This window comes from Paenibacillus sp. IHBB 3054 (genome assembly GCF_051594305.1).
Classification (GTDB): Bacteria; Bacillota; Bacilli; order Paenibacillales; family Paenibacillaceae; genus Paenibacillus_AQ.
Window position 1 is genome coordinate 230,803 of the sequence record NZ_JBOFBG010000005.1, and the last position, 21,108, is coordinate 251,910.

General features: G+C 42.3%; 14 protein-coding genes and 1 pseudogene. 14 read left to right on the top strand and 1 reads right to left on the bottom strand.

All coding sequences use genetic code 11. The features are described from left to right. The first annotated feature begins 67 nt into the window (after nt 1–67). The 5 genes and pseudogenes from ACQ76X_RS09030 (at nt 68) to galU (ending at nt 7,432) form a co-directional block, all read left to right on the top strand. Nucleotides 68–1,246, top strand: a complete 1,179-nt coding sequence (locus ACQ76X_RS09030; RefSeq protein WP_438493178.1) for a S1C family serine protease — start codon at nt 68–70, stop codon at nt 1,244–1,246. After that, a complete protein-coding gene (locus tag ACQ76X_RS09035; protein ID WP_438493112.1) occupies nt 1,197–3,194 on the top strand; it encodes a stalk domain-containing protein in 1,998 nt (665 codons plus the stop codon). Before ACQ76X_RS09030 ends, ACQ76X_RS09035 begins: the two co-directional genes overlap by 50 nt. A gap of 122 nt (nt 3,195–3,316) precedes the next feature. Continuing rightward, a pseudogene (locus ACQ76X_RS09040) lies at nt 3,317–3,610 on the top strand (hypothetical protein); the annotation flags it as partial. 162 nt (nt 3,611–3,772) lie between these two features. Further along, nucleotides 3,773–6,289, top strand: a complete 2,517-nt coding sequence (locus ACQ76X_RS09045; protein WP_438493113.1) for a DUF3656 domain-containing U32 family peptidase — start codon at nt 3,773–3,775, stop codon at nt 6,287–6,289. A gap of 255 nt (nt 6,290–6,544) precedes the next feature. Then, entirely contained in the window at nt 6,545–7,432 is an 888-nt protein-coding gene (galU, locus tag ACQ76X_RS09050; protein WP_340896332.1) for a UTP--glucose-1-phosphate uridylyltransferase GalU, read from the top strand. Nucleotides 7,433–7,635: 203 nt separating this feature from the next. On the opposite strand, the gene ACQ76X_RS09055 is transcribed toward galU, so the two are convergent. Beyond that, entirely contained in the window at nt 7,636–10,383 is a 2,748-nt protein-coding gene (locus ACQ76X_RS09055) for an O-antigen ligase family protein (RefSeq protein ID WP_438493115.1), read from the bottom strand. Nucleotides 10,384–10,504: 121 nt separating this feature from the next. Between ACQ76X_RS09055 and ACQ76X_RS09060 the strand changes: the two genes are divergently transcribed. Genes ACQ76X_RS09060 through rfbC form a run of 9 tightly spaced genes read left to right on the top strand, consistent with a single transcriptional unit; the run spans nt 10,505 to nt 21,087 of the window. After that, on the top strand, nt 10,505–11,872 hold the full coding sequence (locus ACQ76X_RS09060) for an ABC transporter permease (RefSeq protein WP_438493117.1): 1,368 nt from the start codon (nt 10,505–10,507) through the stop codon (nt 11,870–11,872). A gap of 11 nt (nt 11,873–11,883) precedes the next feature. Next, nucleotides 11,884–13,101, top strand: a complete 1,218-nt coding sequence (locus tag ACQ76X_RS09065) for an ABC transporter ATP-binding protein (protein WP_438493119.1) — start codon at nt 11,884–11,886, stop codon at nt 13,099–13,101. After that, entirely contained in the window at nt 13,098–14,672 is a 1,575-nt protein-coding gene (locus ACQ76X_RS09070) for a methyltransferase domain-containing protein (RefSeq protein ID WP_438493120.1), read from the top strand. Before ACQ76X_RS09065 ends, ACQ76X_RS09070 begins: the two co-directional genes overlap by 4 nt. Nucleotides 14,673–14,686: 14 nt before the next feature. Continuing rightward, nucleotides 14,687–17,047 (top strand): glycosyltransferase family 2 protein, encoded by a 2,361-nt coding sequence (locus tag ACQ76X_RS09075; RefSeq protein ID WP_438493121.1) that lies wholly within the window; start codon nt 14,687–14,689, stop codon nt 17,045–17,047. Beyond that, nucleotides 17,040–18,410, top strand: coding sequence for a DUF6056 family protein (locus ACQ76X_RS09080; RefSeq protein ID WP_438493123.1), 1,371 nt, complete (start codon nt 17,040–17,042; stop codon nt 18,408–18,410). The genes ACQ76X_RS09075 and ACQ76X_RS09080 overlap by 8 nt, the downstream gene beginning before the upstream one ends. Nucleotides 18,411–18,433: 23 nt before the next feature. Then, the gene (locus tag ACQ76X_RS09085) at nt 18,434–19,378 is read left to right on the top strand and encodes a glycosyltransferase family 2 protein (RefSeq protein ID WP_340896339.1); all 945 of its coding nucleotides are present in this window, start codon (nt 18,434–18,436) and stop codon (nt 19,376–19,378) included. Beyond that, nucleotides 19,375–19,758 carry a GtrA family protein gene (locus tag ACQ76X_RS09090; protein ID WP_438493125.1) on the top strand — a complete coding sequence of 128 codons (384 nt, stop codon included), beginning with the start codon at nt 19,375–19,377 and terminating at the stop codon, nt 19,756–19,758. The genes ACQ76X_RS09085 and ACQ76X_RS09090 overlap by 4 nt, the downstream gene beginning before the upstream one ends. Before the next feature lie 18 nt (nt 19,759–19,776). Then, nucleotides 19,777–20,520 carry a sugar phosphate nucleotidyltransferase gene (locus tag ACQ76X_RS09095; RefSeq protein WP_038597190.1) on the top strand — a complete coding sequence of 248 codons (744 nt, stop codon included), beginning with the start codon at nt 19,777–19,779 and terminating at the stop codon, nt 20,518–20,520. 18 nt (nt 20,521–20,538) lie between these two features. Continuing rightward, entirely contained in the window at nt 20,539–21,087 is a 549-nt protein-coding gene (gene rfbC / locus ACQ76X_RS09100; protein WP_438493127.1) for a dTDP-4-dehydrorhamnose 3,5-epimerase, read from the top strand. Nucleotides 21,088–21,108 lie beyond the last annotated feature (21 nt).

Here is a 21,108-nt window from a genome sequence, read left to right on the forward strand (position 1 = left end):
GTCTTCATATGAGTCAACTGCGTTATGTACAACCTGGAACAAGGTCAGAGAGAGCGCCCGGCGAAGGCTGGGGAAATGGGGGAAGAACATGGTTAAGAAAAGCCTCGGACTGTTGCTGTGCGGAGTATTGCTGACAGGAATAGGAGGCGGATCGCTTTCTGCGCAGGGGGCGCCGTTTCCGGATGGCTTGCAGACTGCGGGGAATGTATCGTCTTCAGGAAAGATCAAAGAAATAGGAAGTACCCTGACCGGCAGCAAAAAGAGTGCAGCCTCGATAACCGATCCGGTACCGCAAATTATCAAAGAGGTTTCCCCGTCGGTAGTAGGAATTATCGGCAAATATTCAGAAGATCGCTCTAATGCACCCAATGACCGTTTTAATCTGTCCCATGGATCAGGTATCATCGTCAGGGCAAACGGCTGGATTATTACGAATGCGCATGTGATGAAGGGACTGCAGAATGCTGTGGTCGTTACATCGGACGCGAAGTCCTACAGCATCACAAATACGTATTTGGATGAGGTTAGTGATCTGGCACTGATCAAGATCAATGCCAAGGCATTAAAGCCCGCGAAGTTTGCCCAATCTGCTGCCAGCCTTCAGGTTGGCGACAAAGTGATTGCCATCGGTACACCCATTTCCTTCTCGCTGCGAAATTCTGCCACGGTAGGGGTGGTCAGCGGTCTTAACCGTTCAGTTGATGCTGCCTATCGGCTCATCCAGAGTGATACGGCGATTAATCCAGGCAACAGCGGCGGTCCGCTCGTCAGCATGAAAGGCGAGGTACTGGGCGTGAACAGTCTGAAATTTGCCGCAGTAGGTGTAGAGAATATGGGATTTTCTATCCCGTCTGATACGGTACAGTACATTATGAACCAGCTGTTCAAGTATGGAGAGGTAAAACATCCAAGTCTTGGCCTGGAGCTGGAGGAAAGCTGGTCTGCCTTAGTGGGCCTGCCCTCACAAGATCCCTTAACAGTTACGAAGGTCATCTCTGCGGAAGCAGACAAGGCAGGGATTCTTGAAGGGGATGTTTTATACGCGATTAACGGCCACTGTGTCGGCTCCTTAGTGGATGTTAATGAACTTTTCAAAAGCTACGCACCGGGTGCAGTGGTAAATCTGCTTATGCAGAGCGACGGCGATATTGTTACCCGGAAGCTCACGCTTGGCCAGGGCGATCCCCTGATAAACAATGAAGAAGCTGATGTGGAAGGTGATGCTGATGGACAAGCGGAAGAGTAAAGGGGTACTGGGAAGAGAGGGGCGGAAGAGGGACCGCAGATTTACTTATCGTGGTCTATGTACAATGATGCTTGCTCTGGTGCTGCTGCTGACTGTGCTCCCGGTCACAGAGGTGCATGCGGCGGAGAAGGCGGAGCTGCAGCTCACCCTTAAGGTCGGCAGTCCGGTTGCAACGGTGAATGGCAAAAAAATTACGATTAAGCAGCCTTTTATGAAGAATGGTACCGTCATGGTGCCGCTCGGCGTGTTCAAGAAAACATTTGGCAGCACGGTTTCCCTCGAACCCAGCGGTGTGGTCAAGGTGATGTACGGACGGCATACGGGAACGATGGTGATAGGCAGCAGTACTGCCTGGAAGGATGGCGTCAAAATCAAACTTGCTACACCGCCGCATATGGTCTCTGGGGTTTTGATGGTCCCACTGAGGTTCGTGGCGGGAGTGCTGGACGCACGTGTAACTTCCGGCAGCAACGGTGAGCTGGTAGTGTCGCTTGTGCCATCGGTCACTGAAGAAGAGGCGCCCGGGGATAGCGGCATTGACAGCGATGTCGGTAAGACGCGGATAGGGAACAGCCATTTTCAGTGGAGCATCAATTATCCTCCCGGACTGGTGGTTGGCGACAGCGGCGGCAATGAAGGCGTGGCTACCTTTATGAATTCAGAGAATCAGTATTATCTGGAGGTTCATGCCTCACCGCAGGAGAATCCGGCAGACCCGGAACAATTGCTGGATGGGCTGCTCCGCTCGGCCGAAGAAGGCGGGGAAACGATTTTGGACCGGGAAACTTATCCGAATGCCGTTGTGCCCTACGCGCGAATTGTCAGCAAGGATTCCAGCGGCGCACTGTGGGAGAACAGGCAATATAATGCCGGAGGGAGACTGTATGAGCTGTATCTGACCGATGACAATGCAGCGAACTATAAGGATTTTGATGAATATGCGGTGCTGTTAAACTCCTTCCGGCCAACCTTTGATCCGAATGATAAAAGCCAACGTGATCTCTCCACAGTGAAAAACGGGCTGCATGAAGGGTACAATGAGGACTACGGCATTGCGCTGCAGGTCCCTGCAGACTGGAGTATGGATGACCAGCATCTGTATTATGAGAGCAAACAAGGGAGCTATTTGCGTGTGAAAGTGACATCTGCTCCGTCCGGTTCTACGCTGGAAACCTGGAGCAAGGAGTTGGAGGCGCAGATTCGAGCCAACTATGTGGACGGGGCTTATACGATTAATGAAAGCACGTCTGCAAAAGTTTCCGGTCAACCGGCGCGGGTCATTGAAAGTCTGCTGAATCCGGGCAGCGGCTGGATTACGAAATATCAAACCCTGCTGTTGAAGAATGGGCACCGCTATTACGTAGAATATGTGGCAGTTGCCGGTCAGGATGAGGACAAGGCACGGTTCAAGGATATTTTAAGCTCAATCGATATTGATTTTGAATTAATAAAAGAGAACTTCGGGCGGCTGGAAATAGATGACTATCCGGTACTTTACGCTAAAACAGTCAACAAAAGCTCCAAAACCTATGGCTACAGCATTCATATTCCGTCATTATGGACAGCTGTCCAGGATGTCTTTGAAACCCAGAACGTAGAGTACCGCTTCACCGGAGGGCGTTTCCAAATCACTGTGAGCCCCGAAGGTTCGGCCGAGTACACTGTGAGCCAGCTCCAAAGCTACTATCAGAACACGAAAAACGACCCCAAAGGCCCGCAGGTCGAACGTGTGGAGGACATCACCTTTGCCGAAGTTCCAGCCACAAGCCTTACTGTCCACCAGAGCAAAAACGGCATTCCTTACCGCACCCAGCTCATCGTTTTAAGTAAAAATGAACGGGTCTATACTCTCACTGTCACGCTAAATGACGCTAACGCAACGCCTGAGCAGCAGGCTCTTATAGACAAGACGCTGAAGTCTTTTGTATTGGCGGGGGAGAAAAAATAGGTAGGACATGTTGAGGAATAAGGAATAAATAGTATAATTATTGCAGACGAAGAACGTCCCAAGTTGCCAATTTTGGCTGGGGCGTTCTTTTTTTTTATGAAGAAATGAGGAGGGATTGAGCAATGAGTTTTGAACAAGAACATCAGTTATTGATGGAACATCATTTAGGACTAAGAACAGGGGGACGGCGGGGACGTTTGGCTAGAGGACATCTATATGCCAAAAAGCTTCTGCTGCAAAATGTCTGGGTGCCACTATTCGGTAATTTTGATGACCTGCATCCTGAATATGAAGTTTACGATTGGAATCGCAAGTCGCAATTTCTTTGGCCTGGTTACTCTTTGAACCGGGATGCTTTTTTATCAGGGCTGGGTTGGAGAATCATTCATTTCTCCTTCGACGATGTGCAAAGGCGGAAGGGATAGGTTAGGAATAAGTTCGGTTTAAATAATCCGGTTAAAGCCCTTTCCCTGTATAATTTCTGGCAAATCAATGGCGCAAGGCTGTGATTTTTGATACAATTAATAAGTTGAAGAGATGGAAATGACCCGTCCATATGACGGTTTGGGAGGATATAAATGAACGAGCAAGGAATACGCAGGGAAGACGTGGAACTGTTGGCTCCGGCAGGTGACTGGGAGTGCATGCGTGCAGCAGTGGCGAACGGGGCGGATGCTGTCTTTTTTGGCGTAGAGAAATTTAATGCACGGGCCAGAGCAAACAACTTCCGCTCGGAGGAGCTGCCGGAGATTATGGCATTCCTGCACAGCTATGGCGTGAAGGGGTTTCTGACCTTTAATATACTGGTGTTTGAGAACGAGCTGGCAGATGCAAAAGAATTGATTGATGCCTGTGTAGATGCTGGTGTGGATGCGGTGATTGTACAGGATTTGGGGCTCGTCAAAATGATCCGCGAGATTTCTCCGGACTTTCCAATTCACGGTTCGACGCAAATGACGATTACTTCACCGGAGGCGGTGGAGTTTACGAAGCCCTTCGGGCTGGAGCGTGTAGTGCTCGGCCGTGAGAACAATCTGAAGCAGATCCGCACGATCGGGGAGCAGGCCCGCCTGCCGATGGAAGTTTTCGTGCATGGAGCACTTTGTGTGTCCTATTCAGGGCAATGCCTGACCTCGGAAATGTGGGGGGGACGTTCCGCGAACCGCGGGGAGTGTGCCCAGGCCTGCCGTTTGCCGTATGACCTGATGGTCGACGGTGAAGTGAAGCCGATGGGTGATGTAACCTATCTGCTGTCTCCTAAGGATCTGGCGGCCATTGATCTGATGCCGGAGCTGATCGAAGCGGGTGTGACCTCTTTCAAAATAGAAGGCCGTCTCAAAACCCCGGAGTACGTGGCAAACGTGGTGAGCAAGTACCGTAAGGCTATTGACCGGTATTTTGACGGAAACTGGTCTCCGACTTCTAAGGAAGATATCCGTGAGCTGCAGCAGAGCTTTTCCCGCGGCTTTACGCATGGCTTCCTTGAGGGAACAAACAACAAGAAGCTGGTTGACGGGACTTTCCCGAAAAGCCGTGGTGTGTATATGGGCACGGTTGAGCAGATTTTGCGCGATGGTGTAGTCTGCCGCATTCATGCTCCGCTTAAACGCGGAGACGGCATTGTGTTCGACGCCGGTGATCCGACCAAGAAGGAAGAAGGCGGACGCGTGTATGACTTGCGCCGCAAAGGCGTGAAGCTTGAGGGCGAAGCCGGAGAAGGCTGGATCATCGACATTGTGCCTGGGCGCAACGATGTGGATTTGCGCCGCCTGCATGTCGGCGACCGCATCTGGAAGACCAATGATCCGGCGCTCGACAAGGCGCTGCGCCAGAGTTACGAAACCGAGAAGCCGTACCGCGTCTTCCCGGTTCATGTCAAGGTGGAAGGCCGCGCCGGAGAGAAGCTGGCTACATGGTGGACGGACGTGCAGAAGGACGTCACTGTCCGTGTAGACTCGGAGCTGCTGCTGGAAACCGCGCAAAAGCGCCCGATGGACGCCGCACTGCTGGAAGAACAATTCGGCCGCCTGGGCGGGACCGTGTTCCAGCTTGAGGCGCTTACGTCGCAGCTGGAAGGCGACGTGATCGTGCCTATGCGCGAGCTGAACAGCATCCGCCGCCAAGCGGTGGAGCTGCTTGCCGGCGAGCGCCCGAAACCGCCCGTCTATGTGAAACGGGCGGTAGAGATCTATAGCGACGCCTCCCGCAGGGACGTCGCTGCACGCGGTGATGCGGAGCTCACCGCGCTGTGCCGCAGCCTGCCGCAGGTGCAGGCTGCCCTCGAAGCCGGCGTAAGAAGCATTTACGCCGACTTCGAATTTATCAAGCAGTTCCCGGCAGCGGTAGACGCTGTCCGGGCTGCGGGGGCCAGCATCACGCTAGCCACGCCACGCATCCATATGCCGGGCGAGAACGGCTATCACGCCAATATTCTGCGCCTGCAGCCGGATGCTGTGCTGGTGCGCAATACCGGCGCGCTGTATTATTATCTGCGCCGCCGCATGGAGCAGCCGGATGCTGTGCATCCACGGCTGATTGGCGACTTTTCGCTGAATATCGCCAATCATAAGGCGGTGGATCTGTTCCTGGAAGCGGGCTGCGATGTTGTCACGCCTTCTTATGACCTGAACATTCAGCAAATGGTCGATCTGCTGGGCCGCAGCAATACCTCGCGGATGGAGGTTGTGATCCATCAGCATCTGCCGATGTTCCACACCGAGCACTGCGTGTACTGCACCTTCATGAGTGAAGGCACAGACTATACGAACTGCGGACGCCCTTGCGAGGAGCAGCGTGCATCTCTGCAGGACCGGATTGGCATGTCCCATCCTGTCCGCGTGGATGAAGGCTGCCGCAATACCGTATACAATGCGGTTGAACAGTCAGGCGCGGAATACCTGAACAATTTCCGCGAGCTGGGCGTTTCTTCTTTCCGCGTCGAATTTCTGGAAGAAACACCGGAGCAGGTTGCCGAGGTCATTAGTCTCTACTCCCGTGCGCTCCGTGGGGAGATCTCCGGCACGCAGGTATGGAAGAGCCTGAAGGCCACCAACCAGCTTGGGGTTACACGCGGACAGCTCGTCAACGCGAAATAAAGAAGAGTGGGACTGGCTTACCAATCCCATGGTAATTAGTCCCTAGCTCCGATTCAATGCAGAGCCAGTGTGGCAAAGGAGGTTTGATGAATCCTCCATGCCACACTGGCTCTTTTTGTCTACAGGATTATTCTTACTGGAGGTTAACCATATAACTGCCAAAAATCGTCCATAACTGCTATAATTAAAATAATTATGCATTTTACCATGTCATCTAAAAACCGGAAAAAGAAAAGAATACGAAGGAGCTATATGATGAAGATCCGTAAAGCGATTATTCCCGCTGCCGGTCTCGGAACCCGTTTTTTGCCCGCGACCAAAGCGATGCCCAAAGAAATGCTGCCGATTGTAGACAAACCAACGATTCAATATATTGTAGAGGAAGCCGTTGCCTCCGGCATTGAGGACATCATCATTGTGACGGGTAAAGGCAAGCGCGCGATTGAAGACCATTTCGACAACTCATTTGAGCTTGAGTTCAACCTGGCTGAGAAACAGAAGTGGGAGCTGCTGGAGTCTGTGCGCAAATCCTCCGAAATGGCCGACATTCACTATATCCGGCAAAAGGAACCGCGTGGACTAGGACATGCTATCTGGTGCGCCCGCAAATTCATCGGGAATGAACCGTTTGCTGTATTGCTCGGAGACGATATTGTTGAAGCGGACAAACCTTGCCTTAGACAGATGATCGAAGTTTACGATCAATATAAATCCTCCATAGTCGGAGTTCAGCCGGTGCCTTGGGAAGAGGTATCCCGATACGGCCTTGTAGATGGTACACCTTTGGCTGAACGTGTCTACAAAGCTAACCGCCTTGTTGAGAAGCCAAAGAGAGAAGAGGCTCCTTCCAACCTGGCGATCTTGGGACGTTATATACTGACTCCGCGTATTTTCGATATGCTCGGAGAACAGCAGGTTGGAGTAGGCGGCGAAATCCAGCTTACGGATGCCATTGCCCGTTTAAGTGAAGTGGAGCGGATCATCGCTTACGACTTTGAAGGCAAACGCCATGACGTCGGCGAGAAGATGGGTTTCATCCAGACGACGATCCACTATGCGCTCCAGCATGAGGAGCTTAAGGAAGGCTTGCTGCAGTACCTCCAGGAAGTGATCCAGAGCGAAGCTCAGAAAGTCGGTAATTAACTGAGCGTCGGTACCCTTAAATCTACACACGGCATTTACCATAACACAAAATAAATAAGAGCGCTCCGCTGTCTATAACTGCGGGACGCTCTTATTTATTTTTCGAACTAAAGATCTATAAGACGATCATATGTTCATAGCTCTTATTACAGCGGGCGCTGATTCCATATAGAATATCGTCCGCTACCTTGTTATCCTGTTAATTACTCTTGAAATGATGTGCTTGCAATTTCAGTAATCTTTTCAATTTCCGCAGGATCAGCAGCGATTAGCTTATTATACACATCCTGATCGAGAGCGGTGTTGGCCTTTTGTTGAGCAGCAAGGTACCAACGGGCAATTTCGCGGTTAGTAGCATCAGTATAATTCTCACTCAATCCAAGCTTCAATGTTGCGGCAGCAACCTGAGTTTGACCTGCCATGAACTGAATTCGGCCTGCATTCAAAGTAATTGCTGAAGGAATGGCCTGGCCCTGCAAGTCTGTAGTTACCTGACGATAGGCTTCGAGGCCGATTTTGAGATTAAGCTGTTTACTATCGTCATTCTTTTGAGTGAAAGCCTGCTGAGCCAGCTCGTAGGAACGGCTGATAAGCGCGCTATACCAGTTCGTGTCCCAGAGAGTTGTACTGTTTACGATATCAGTATAGTTGTCGTTAAAGCCTAGTTTTAACGTTGCTGCCGCTGCATCATTTTCTCCAGCCAGCAACTGCATTCGGCCGATATTTAATGCAATGTTTGGTGTTATCGAGAATGGACGGCCTTGCAGCTGCTCAGGAGGCAAAGTTTTCAGGTGTTCCACTCCATCAACCACATGCTTGTAGGCATCAAAGCCACTAGTCAGGTATTGTTGTTTTTTAGGTTCATCCTTTTGCACACTTGCTGCATTTGCAAGTGCTTGGGACCGGCTGATTATCGTCTCATACCAATCAATGTCCCACACAAATTTATCGGCATTATCAAGGTAGACGCCCAGGGCAAGATCGCTCTGCCCCTTAAGGTCATAATATCCGACTAATTGCTTCAACAAATCCTTATTATAAGGCTCGTCCTTAAGCGCACTTGAAATTACGCTGTAAGCTTCCTCCAGATACTGCTCATCTTGGGTTTGGCTAAAGACTTGCTGATCCATGGACGATAAGTATATCGCCGATTCTGGATGGAATGGACGGTCTTTCAGGGCATCTACCAAAGGTGCTTTAATTTCCTCATAAGATTGGCTGACGCCGATCAGTTTTTTGGCTTTCATTGCGTCATTGCTTGATCCGATATAGCTTATCGACATAAAGACCAGATAGATGGTGCCAATGGTGAGTACAGCCAAGTAGCCGATACGCAGTCCGGGTTTACTCCAGCCACGGCGAAGCGGTTTGCTGTCCATGACAGCGGCCATTCCAGCCAGCCCAAGGAAAACAAGGATTCCCATAAAGGCATAGCTTAGGTTGAAATCCAGTAGGCTGTGGACAAGAATGGACAAGGCGATAATAAGGAAGAAAAATCCATTGTCAAATTCATCTTTCTCCCGTTTCACATAGCTGCGGATATATTTATAGAAAATGTATCCGATAAAGCCCATAAATACGATGAATCCGACAATTCCAACCTCAATCAGATATTGGAGGAAGAAATTATGTGCTTGGCGGCTGGTATAAGGGTTATTCTGATAGTGCTCGTAGAGAGAAGCCCAGCCTCCGCCTCCCGCGCCAAGAATCGGATAATCTTTAACAACCTTAAGAGCATCTTTATAGAAAGTGAACCGCTCCAGTACACTGTGCTGCTTGAAGTTGATATTCTCCAGCCGTGTTTCAATATTGTCCGGCAAAACACTGCGGACGCTTGTACCAATGAGCAGGAAAGCCGCAATTCCAACAAGCACAATCGATGCCAGTGGAAGCCACAGCCCGGAAAACTTACGGGAAGACATGCCGGATAGCTTTGCTTCCAGCCAAGGAGCAACAACACGCTGAACCGCCCACCCAAGAGCAGCAACGATAGCAGAGGCCCCGATCAGATACGCCCAAGCTTTAAGAGCAGCCCCTGAAGTGAAGCTGGTATTCAGCTCTAGTCCCAGCGTAGTCAGCGGATTTGTAACGAGCAGAGCTGCAAGGCCGGAAATGACAAGGTGGATAATCCAGAGAATTTGCTGAACAGGTTTCAGGAACAGCAGCAGCAGGATGAATACCACAGGCAGCATGACGAGTCCGCCACGGGACAACGTCAACAGCAGCGATACAATAATGGGCACAAGCATGAATCCGTGAGTCAGCGTACCGTACCATTTTTTAGAGCGGACCAAAGCAAATACAGCCACAAACAGAAAAGCCATCAGGAAGGCTGCATAGGTATTTGCATATTGGAATATGGAAGTCAGCCGCAGACCGTTGGAGTCGGTCATGACAGCATCCAAATATTTACCACCCCGCACTGTGTTGGAGAACCAGCCAACCAGACTGCCGGCAAATTTCGAGCTGCCAAGCCAATTTATTAGTCCAAATCCTACAACAAAGTAAGCAATCGCAAGGACAGCGTTTTGGATGACAACATTTACTTGCTTTTGCTTCAAGAGATATAACGCTATAATGAATATTGCAATGTACATGCTCTGAATTAACAGCAGGTTCATCGCCATATAATGCGAGGCTGCACCAAAGAGTGACAAAGCATACGTTATTGGAAGCAGCAGTGAGGCGACAGCCAGCAGATCGCGTTGCTCCTCAAGCCTGAATTTATTGAAGTAGAGGCCCATCCACACCAACAACATCAGGCCGCTAAGCAGAGCAGACACATAGACCGGTTTTTCAAAATCAATCTGTTGTCCATTAAACACCCCCACCTGAAACGGGGTCCAAACCAAAAACACAATAAAAGCGACAACTAATGCCCATATGGGGCTGGATATCTTTTCAACATTTCTCGACTGAACAGCATTTTTTCCGTATACTGGTTTAGACACGTTTTAATCTCCTTTTCTTGTAGGTACGTGGATATTTTAGCATACGACAGGATTGAATTAAACTTTATTCTCAGGTAACTAGGACGATTTGATTTTCAAACAAAGGTAAGGGGAAATATGAATGCAATCCATGAAACGTTTATTTCTATTCTTGTGTACAATTGCAATCTTTGCAGGGAGTTACTATTACATCAATCTTTATATTAAAGATCATACTAAAACTTACTTGCATTTGGTGGTTAAGTCCGAGATGTCTGATCAGTATCAAGTCTTTTTCTCAACAGCTGAGAATACTTGGAACGAAGATAATTCTTCTCTCCAAAATTACAGTCATCAAGGTGAATGGGAAGATTTAAAGTTCGAACTGCCCAGCGGATATTCCTTCATTAGAATTGATACCGGAAAAAGTAAAGGCGAAATTTCCATTGATGATATATATTTCTCCGGAAATTCCAATGTAAAAGTGAACATTGGTGAGCTTGGACTGGAACTAAATCAAATTAAAATAGTCAATGATGGAAAAAAAGGGGGAATCCTATTAAATTCAACGGGAATTGATCCTTATTTTTCTTTTAATATAGAATCATTACTACAAAATTCAAAAAACCACATTAATATAGGGATGCAATTGTTTGCTCTATTGACAAGTCTTTTAATAGCTGGAGCTTCATTTTTTGTAGGAAAAGCTTTGCGGGAAACGTTACAATTTGTGAGGAGTTTCTTTGAAAATCAATCTTTAATAATGAATTTAGCTAAGAATGATTTCAAAACCAAATATGCATCTTCATATCTAGGAATACTTTGGGGATTTATTAACCCTCTTCTAACCATTGCAACATATTGGTTTGTATTTCAGGTAGGACTAAGAAGTGGAGATATTGGAGATACTCCTTTTATAATTTGGTTTATTGCTGGGATAATCCCCTGGTTTTTCTTTTCTGAAGCCTTATCGAGTACAACTAATTCCTTTGCTGAATATAGCTATCTCGTAAAAAAAGTTGTTTTTAAAATTGAATTGTTGCCTCTAGTCAAAATCTTATCAGCCTTTTTCGTACAATTGTTTTTTATTGTCTTTATATTTGTTGTTTATGGTTTCTACGGTCATCTGCCAACAATATATAGTTTACAACTAATATATTATGTTTTTTGTCTTATTGTTTTAGTCGTCTCTTTAGCATTTTTTACTTCTGCAGTGGTCCTCTTCTTTAAGGACTTGAATCAAATTATTGCTGTTATATTACAGATGGGATTTTGGTTTACTCCTATTGGATGGTCTGTTAGCATGCTTTCGGATTTTTGGGAGAGAGTATTTAAGCTTAACCCGATGTTTTATATAGTTCAGGGTTATAGGGACTCATTAATAGACCATATATTTATATTTGATCGTCCATATCAGATGGTATATTTCTGGATGTTTTGCTTAGTTATGTTTACTTTTAGTATGAAAGTCTTTAAAAAGCTGAGACCTCATTTTTCTGATGTACTATAGGAGTGGTAATTATGACTAATATTATTGAAATTACAAATATTACAAAATCATACAAATTGTACGATAAGCCAACGGATAGACTTAAGGAAGCTATTCATCCCTTGAAAAAATCTTATCATAAAGAGTTTGTTGCACTAGACGGGATTACTCTTTCTGTGAAAAAAGGCGATGCGCTAGGTATTTTGGGGAGAAACGGATCAGGCAAGTCTACACTTTTGAAAATGATCACGGGAGTTCTCACACCAACTAGTGGGAATATTAATGTAGAGGGCAAGATATCGGCTATATTAGAGTTAGGAGCTGGTTTTAATCCTGAATACACAGGTAGAGAAAATATTTATTTGAACGGATTGATGATGGGGTATAACCGTGAAAAAATGGACGAAAAGGTAGGATCCATCATTGAGTTTGCAGATATAGGAGACTTTATAGATCAGCCTGTTAAAGTATATTCGAGTGGCATGTTTGCCAGGCTTGCTTTTGCAGTTTCAATTAATGTAGAGCCTGATATTTTAATAGTGGATGAGGCATTGGCTGTCGGAGACACAAGATTTCAAACTAAATGTATTGATAAAATGAAAGACTTAAAACTTAGAGGGACAACCATTCTTTTTGTATCTCACGCATCAGAGCAAGTGAAGAGGTTTTGTAACAAGGCAGTTTGGATCAAAGATGGAAAGTTAGAGGTAATGGGCGATTCGAGTGAAGTAGTAGATTTATACGAGGATTTTATGAGGAATGATATTGAATCTTCAGAAAACAAAGTTGATGCGCGCATTATTCAAGAGTCCCAGTATGATCCGGACTTCATTCTACCGGCAAATCCAGATGTTTTAGCCTTAGTAACCAAAGTTGAGATTAACAAGAATTCATTCAAGACCTTTGATGAACTGAAGGTTGAAATAGAATATGAAGTATACGAAGAAATCATTGATGATTTACTATTAGGAGCTGCTATATATACCCCTAAAAGGGAATATATCTTTGGACCCAACACCTTTCTGGAAAAGGTACCAATCCCCAATAAGAGGGGACGGCATAAAGTGAATTATTGCATTCCTCAATTACCCTTGCTTGGTGGGAGTTTCTGTCTAGACGTAGGCTTATTTAATAACGAGGGTATAGTGAACATTCATTATAAGGAAAATGCAGTTTCCTTCAACATAACTAATAAGTACTTTTCAGAAGGAGTAGTTTATATTAACCACAAGTGGGAGGTTTTGAAATGATCGATATCCTATTTGATCAATTTCAGAGATATAATAATGTAACCAATATTATAAATACATTAAGGAAGACAGGACAAACTTTCAACATTTTAGAAGTTGGAGCAAATGAACATCAAAATTTAGAAAGATTCCTACCGGAGGATCAAATTACGTATCTTGATATTTCTTTGCCTGAAAATCTAAAAAATAATCCTAAATATATTTTGGGTGATGCTACGTCAATGGGTTTTTCAGACAATCATTATAATATTGTGGTTGCATTAGATGTGTTTGAACATATAGCAGAACAAGACCGCATCAAATTTGTGAGCGAGTTACATAGGGTCAGTTCAGACTTTTTCATAATCACTGCTCCTTTCCATTCACCCAAAGTTGTTCAAGCCGAAAAACGAGTTAATGCAGTTTTCAAATCGCTATTTAATAAGGATTTTATCTGGTTGGAAGAACACATGACCAATGGATTGCCTAATATAGATAGATTATCCAATTATTTGGATTCAAATGATATGCAATATAAATTGATAAGTCACGGGGATATAGATATTTGGGAGAGAATGATGGCAATTCATTTTATTACCGCTCACAATCCTGCGTTGACTGTCTATAGACAAGAGATCGATAGATTTTACAATCAGCATATTTATGGAATTGATTATATAGATGACTCCTATAGAAAAATCTGTGTGGTCGCTAAAAATTGTAGCCTCTCAGAACTAATTATGCCTAATCCAGAAGTGGATTCTGTGAAAAATAGGGCTATTTTAGAGAAATTTGATGTTCTTGAGCGGACTTTCTTTAATTTAGCGTCAGTAAATACTGGAGTTCTATTAAACAAAAAGAAAGAAGACTCTTTCCAAGTATTTTGGAATAATGGTAATGGATTTAATGAGATAAATAGCATCCGAGAGAAAGTAGTTAGCAGTACATGTCATTTTGAAAAGAGGATTGATTTGGCACTAATGGAATCAATCCGGATCGACCCTTCCGATTTCAGAGGTGCATTTAGATTTAGTGGTATTTTAATCAAAGATGAAGATGGAAAAGAAATTCTGGAAGATAGATACAGTGTAAACGGGAACTATAATTTTAATTATAAAGATATGTTTGTTTTTTATAATGACGACCCCTTTTTAACTATTAATTTTAATCATGAAGTGTCTATAACGGATATAAGACTGAGTATAACAAAAATAAATGACGATGAGTTTAAAATCATCATGATTGAGAATATGAAAAAAAAAATTGAGGAACAGGCTGCACATTGCCGAGAACTAAGTGAATGCAAGGAGAAAACTGTTTCCTTGAATAAGATTGTTTCGGAGTTGAATCAAAAAAATGAAGATATGCTTTTCGAAAATAATGAATTAGTAATCCAGGTGGAAAAATTAAATCATTTGATAGCAGATTTGAATAATCTGAATAAAGAAGCTTTTAGTAAGAATGAATCACTTTCTCAAGATATTATTAATTATAAAGAGCAAGTGGAAGAAAAAAATAGAGAATTACAGGGAGTATATGGATCGAGATCTTGGAAATATGTAATGAAACTTAAAAAAATAATGGGGAAATAACGAGGAGAGAGCAGATGCCTTTTTTTTCTGAGAAAGCTATGAATATATGGTACTTTATTATTGGTTGTTTTGGTATTACAAACAAAATAAAGCTGAACCCAGTCAATGATATAGTGAAAATAGAGAATGGGAATTGGAATTCAGTGGGTGATGATCCATACTTCTTACTAGACGGCAAAATCATTAGTGGATGGAATAGGTTGTCTTGGGACTCAATGTCGGATATATATATACCCCTAAAGCTATATTGGGACGATGGAGATGGATACTCCGAAGAGAAAAGTGTCATTTTCTCAGGGATACCTAGTGGAAAAGTGAGTTTTAAAACGTTTTTACATGTACCTTCTAATACAAAGGGGATAAGATTGGATCCAGGAGAGGGCAAAGCGGAATTTTATTTTGATAATTTAAGAATAAGAAGAATAAGTAGAATCTCTTTACTAATAGCCTCATTTCGGAATTTTCTAAAACAAAGAGGTATTGGATATAAGCATATTGGCATGATCTTTAGTAAAGTAGTCAATATATGCAGAAATGAAGGGGTTGCATCGCTCTGGCTTAGAGTCAAAAGAAATCTAGACATTAACACCAATAATGTTGTTAGTGGGTATGACTCATGGATTGAAAAAAATAAACTAATGGATTCTGAGATTGAGGAAATAAAGAATAATATCGAACAATTCTCCTATAAACCTCTTATATCTATTGTTTTGCCTGTTTATAATGTTGATGAGATTTGGCTTAGAAAGTGCATTGATTCGGTTATCAACCAATATTATTATAATTGGGAATTATGTATTTCTGATGATGCTTCAACTAAAAATCACATAAAGAAAGTTTTACAAGAGTATGTCAAGCAAGATTCTAGAATAAAGGTTGTTTATAGGTCTGAAAACGGACATATATCTAGATCTTCTAACTCATCATTAGAACTAGCAACAGGGGAATTTATTGCTTTGTTAGATCACGATGATGAATTGACTGTTGATGCATTATATGAAAATGTCAGTCTATTAAATGTTCATCCTGAAGCTGATGTTATTTATAGTGATGAGGATAAAATCTCAACGGAAGGTGAACGCTTTTCACCCTTTTTTAAACCTGACTGGTCTCCAGATTTGTTAATGTCTCAGATGTATATCTGCCACTTAACTTTATATCGGAAGTCATTAATAGATAAGCTTGGGGGTTTTAGAGTTGGATATGAAGGTAGTCAAGATTTTGACTTAATGTTAAGAGTTTCTGAGTTAACGGATAGAATATTCCACATTCCAAAAATACTGTATCATTGGCGAACGATTCCTAACTCTACAGCGTCTAACACAGGCTCAAAAGATTATACGCATATTGCTGGTCTTAAGGCACTGGAAAGCGCAGTTGAAAGAAGAGGCATTAAAGCGGTAGTTGAATCAATAGAAGATGAGTCCAATATCTATTTAACAAGATATATACCCGTAGGAAATCCTAAAATTTCAATTATTATTCCTACAAAAAATATGGTGTCAGTTCTCCAAAAATGTTTGGAATCTATCTTTGAAAAAACAGTTTATGAAAATTTCGAGGTTTTAATTATTGATAATGGTAGTGATGATCCTGAAGTTTTTAATCTTTATAGTTATTGGGAAGAAAATGAGAAATCCCGCTTTAGAGTTTGGCCATTAAATATTCCTTTTAATTATTCTAAGTTAAACAACTTTGGTGCTACCAAAGCAGAGGGCGAGTTACTGCTATTACTAAATAATGATGTAGAAGTAATATCTGAAAATTGGTTGACTGATATGGCAGGACAGGCTATTCGTCCTGAAATCGGAGCCGTTGGTGCCTGTCTCTATTATCCAGATGAGTTATTGCAGCATGGAGGGGTAGTCCTAGGCTTAGGTGGGGTGGCAGGTCACAGCCATAAGCATTTCCCCGCTGAAAACCCTGGCTACTTTAGAAGGTTGAAAGTAATATCTAATTACACTGCGGTAACTGCAGCCTGCTTGATGATTCGTAAAGAGATATTTCTTGAAGTTGGAGGTTTGGAGGAGGAGTTGCAAGTAGCATTTAATGATGTTGATTTCTGTCTGAAAGTATGGAGTAAAGGCTACAATAATCTATGGCTGCCTCAAGTGAAGTTATTTCATTATGAATCAAAAAGCAGAGGCTACGAAGATACTCCAGAGAAGCAGGCACGATTCCTGAAGGAAATTAATTGGATAAAAAGACAGTGGTCAAGTGTTCTTGATAATGATCCTGCTTATAATCCGAATCTAACAAAAGACAGAGAAGATTTTTCTCTTGGGGAACCTGCAAGTGTGTATATTAACAACATCGGAGTAAACAGAAAAAATAAGCTAAAACAAATGGAAGTAAAGGGAGAGTACAGTGGTTGATAACAATAAGCACTTCTTTATTAAATTAGCAGGTTTATTTATATGCGTGTACTCTTTTCTTTTAATAATTAAAGTTGCCCCAGGTGACGATACTTGGTTCCGTGATATATCAGATCAATATTCATTCCTGGACTACTTAAATTTTCGGTATAATGAGTGGTCTGGAAGAATGCCAGTTGAAGCAGCGTTATACTTCTTTTTAGATGGAAGAACGTGGATGTGGAGAATCATAAATGCTTTTATGATTATTTCATTAGCATATTTAATTGTGAGGATTATTAAAGAAAAAGTGCAATTTCGAGAAATATTGACAGCAATTCTGTTGTTAGGCTTTTTTAGTCATAGTATACTGAGTTCTGGACTCTTGTGGATTACTGGATCTATGAACTATCTATGGCCTATTTGCGGGGCTTTATTCGCATTGGTACCTTTTGCTGACTACACATTAAGAGACGGAGTCAAGAATGGGAATACCAAACTAGTCTTAAGTGGCATAATTGGTTTTCTATCCGCCAGTAGCAATGAACAAGTAGCGCTGTGTTTAATTTCTTTTGCTAGTATTTCAATCATTCATTCTTTTTTTATAAAGAAAAATGGCAATTATAAATTAGTATTCTTAGCAATTATTTATGTGATGGGCTTACTTATTCTTTTTCTGGCACCAGGCAACGATAAACGATTTATTGCTGAAACTGCTACTTGGTTTCCTGGCTTTGATCTATTGTCGATTAAGGACCATCTATATATTGGGGTAATTTGGTTCTTTAGCAAATTCACCATAGAGATAAAGTATATAATTTTATTGATTTCTGCAATTTCTATTGCAGCAATCTATAAAAAGAATCAACAGATTAAAATAATCCCAAGCGGCATAATGTACATTTTCACTTGTATGTTTTTGGTAGTTATCTTTTCGGCAATAATCAAAGGTTCAACGTCGTTACTATACGATTTTACGGCTATCAAGAATTTTGATTTCAGTGTAAGTGTTTTGAATATTTTGAGAATGAATCTTGATTTTTTGGCTTCATTCATCCCATATGTATTTTGGGGAATATATTTTATTATCCTTTGTTACATTATTTTTATTATTACCGATAGAAATTTATTTATTATTTTAACTTTGTTGGCATCACTGGCTACCATGGTGGTCATGTTTGCATCACCTACAATTTATGCGTCAGGAAATAGAGTGTTAACTGTTGCTACAGTTTTAATCATGTTAGTTGTTATTGAATTAATTATTAGATTCAATTTATTGAATTTTAGAATCACTTGGATTATCCTTTGTACCTTTTCGGCAATAAATATACTTACGCTCTTTATCAGTTGGGTAATCCATGGTTACACTCCTGTACTGTAGAGTAATAGAATTGGGAGATACTAATGAATCAGATAACAATTCTAATTCCTGCTTATAACGAAGAAGAAGTGCTATACACCTTATACGAAAGACTACTGGCTGTATTTGAGAGCCTACCTAGGTTTGAATTTGAGGTCCTTTTAGTTAATGATGGTAGTACCGACAATACTTTAGGTATTATTAAAGCTTTGCGAAAAAATGACCCTAGAATTTCTTTTGTGGATTTGACAAGGAATTTTGGTAAGGAAATTGCAATGATGGCAGGCTTTGATTATGCCAAGGGTGACGCAGTTATCATTATCGATGCAGACCTACAGGATCCTCCAGAATTAATACCAGAAATGATCAAGTACTGGCAGGATGGATTCGAAGATGTGTATGCAAAAAGGAGAACTAGGGCTGGAGAAACATGGTTAAAGAAGTCTACATCGTCACTTTTTTACAGCTTACTTCAAAAAATATCAAGTATTCCTATTCAACCGAATACCGGAGATTTTCGTTTGTTAGATAGAAGGTGTATTGAGGCTTTAAAGCAAATGCGGGAAACCCAACGTTATACAAAGGGGATGTTTAGTTGGATTGGCTTCAAGAAAAAGGAGATTCTATTTGATAGAGATGCAAGGGCAGCTGGAAAAACCAAGTGGAATTATATAAAATTAATTGATTTAGCTATAGAAGGTATTACATCTTTCACTACTAAACCTCTTCGTTTATCGGCCCTGTTTGGATTTGCTATTTCATTATTTGCTTTTATTTATATCGTATGGATTGTCTTCAAGACACTAATTTACGGTGAAAGTGTAGCTGGTTATCCATCATTAATGACCATAGTGTTGTTTATGGGGGGAATACAGCTTTTGTCATTGGGAGTTATAGGCGAGTATTTAGGGAGAATATTTAATGAAACTAAGAAGCGACCGTTATATTTTGTTAATGAGTATAATGATGCGAAAAGATTAGCGGAATGAAAAAGTATCAAGAGGTATGTAGTTATATTATTTTCGGGATTTTGACAACGGTAGTAAATATATCGATTTTTTATGTTTTGAGTAAAAGCGGCTTTGATTTTAAAATATCAACTACGATAGCTTGGGTGATTTCAGTACTATTTGCATTTATTACTAATAAAAAATACGTTTTTAAAAGTACAGAAAATAAACCCAAGTCAACTTTGAAGGAGTTTAATCAGTTTTTTATTCTTCGGATATTATCTTATATTATTGATCTGGTAAGTATGATTTTGCTCATCAATTATATATCAATGGATGTTATGATAGCAAAAGTTATAACTAATATAATTGTAATAGTATTGAATTATTTAATTAGTAAAAAACTAATATTCAAATAGAAATAGGGAGGTAAACTCATGAAAGGCATAATCCTAGCTGGGGGCACTGGTTCACGCCTCTACCCTTTAACTAAAGTGACTAATAAGCATCTATTACCTGTAGGCAAATATCCGATGATCTTCCACTCCGTTTATAAATTAAAACAGGCAGATGTAAAAGATATTCTTATCGTTACAGGCAAGGAACACATGGGCGACGTCGTGAATTTATTAGGAAGTGGCAGAGAAATGGGTGTTACCTTCACCTATAAAGTACAAGATGAAGCAGGTGGGATTGCTCAGGCTCTGGATTTGGCAGAGCAATTCGTTGGACAAGATCAAATGATCGTTATTCTTGGAGATAATGTATTTGAGGATGATATTGCACCATTCGTTGATAATTTTCGTGAACAGAAAGCTGGAGCTAAGATATTGATTCAGGAAGTTATTGATCCTTCAAGATTTGGTGTGCCTGAACTAGAAGGTGATCGTATTGTTTCGATTGAAGAAAAGCCCGCAACTCCTAAATCCAATTATGCTGTAACAGGGATATATATGTTCGATAGTGAAGTGTTTAAGATCATTAAAACTATATCTCCCTCAGCGCGCGGAGAATTGGAAATTACTGATGTGAATAATGCATATATTAATCGAGGAGAATTAACTTTCGATGTTCTTCAAGGTTGGTGGACGGATGCAGGTACCCATGTTTCACTGGCAAAAGCTAACGGTTTAGCTCAAGAGATTACGTTTGGTGAGGAATTCGGTAAATTGAAACTATAGATTTGGAGGGCGTATCATATGAAAGCTACAGCCTTGCAATTACAGGGTGCATGCATCCTTGAGCCGGTGGTTCATGGCGACAACCGGGGTTTTTTTATGGAGAGCTATAATGAAGAATTAATGCATAAGGCAGGAGTGAACTATAAGTTCATCCAGGACAATCAATCACTTTCTTCTGAGGTTGGAGTACTTAGAGGATTACACTATCAATTGAATCCGAAAGCGCAGACCAAGCTTATTCGAGTTCTATCGGGTGTGATTTATGACGTTATTGTTGATATTCGCCGTAATTCTCCAACATTCGGACAGTGGGTTGGGGTAATTCTCAGTGAATATAATAAACGTCAGTTGCTGGTGCCAAAGGGCTTTGCACATGGGTTTTGTACGCTGGTGCCGAACACCCAAGTGTTATACAAGGTGGACGAATATTATTCCCCCGAGAACGACCGCGGCATATTATGGAGTGATCCGGCACTTGGCATTGACTGGCCGGTGTCAACTCCAGTCCTGTCGGACAAAGATGGGCGCCATCCTTTGCTTAAGGATGCGGAGCTCAATTTCGATTAAATACTATTCATTGAACAAAAG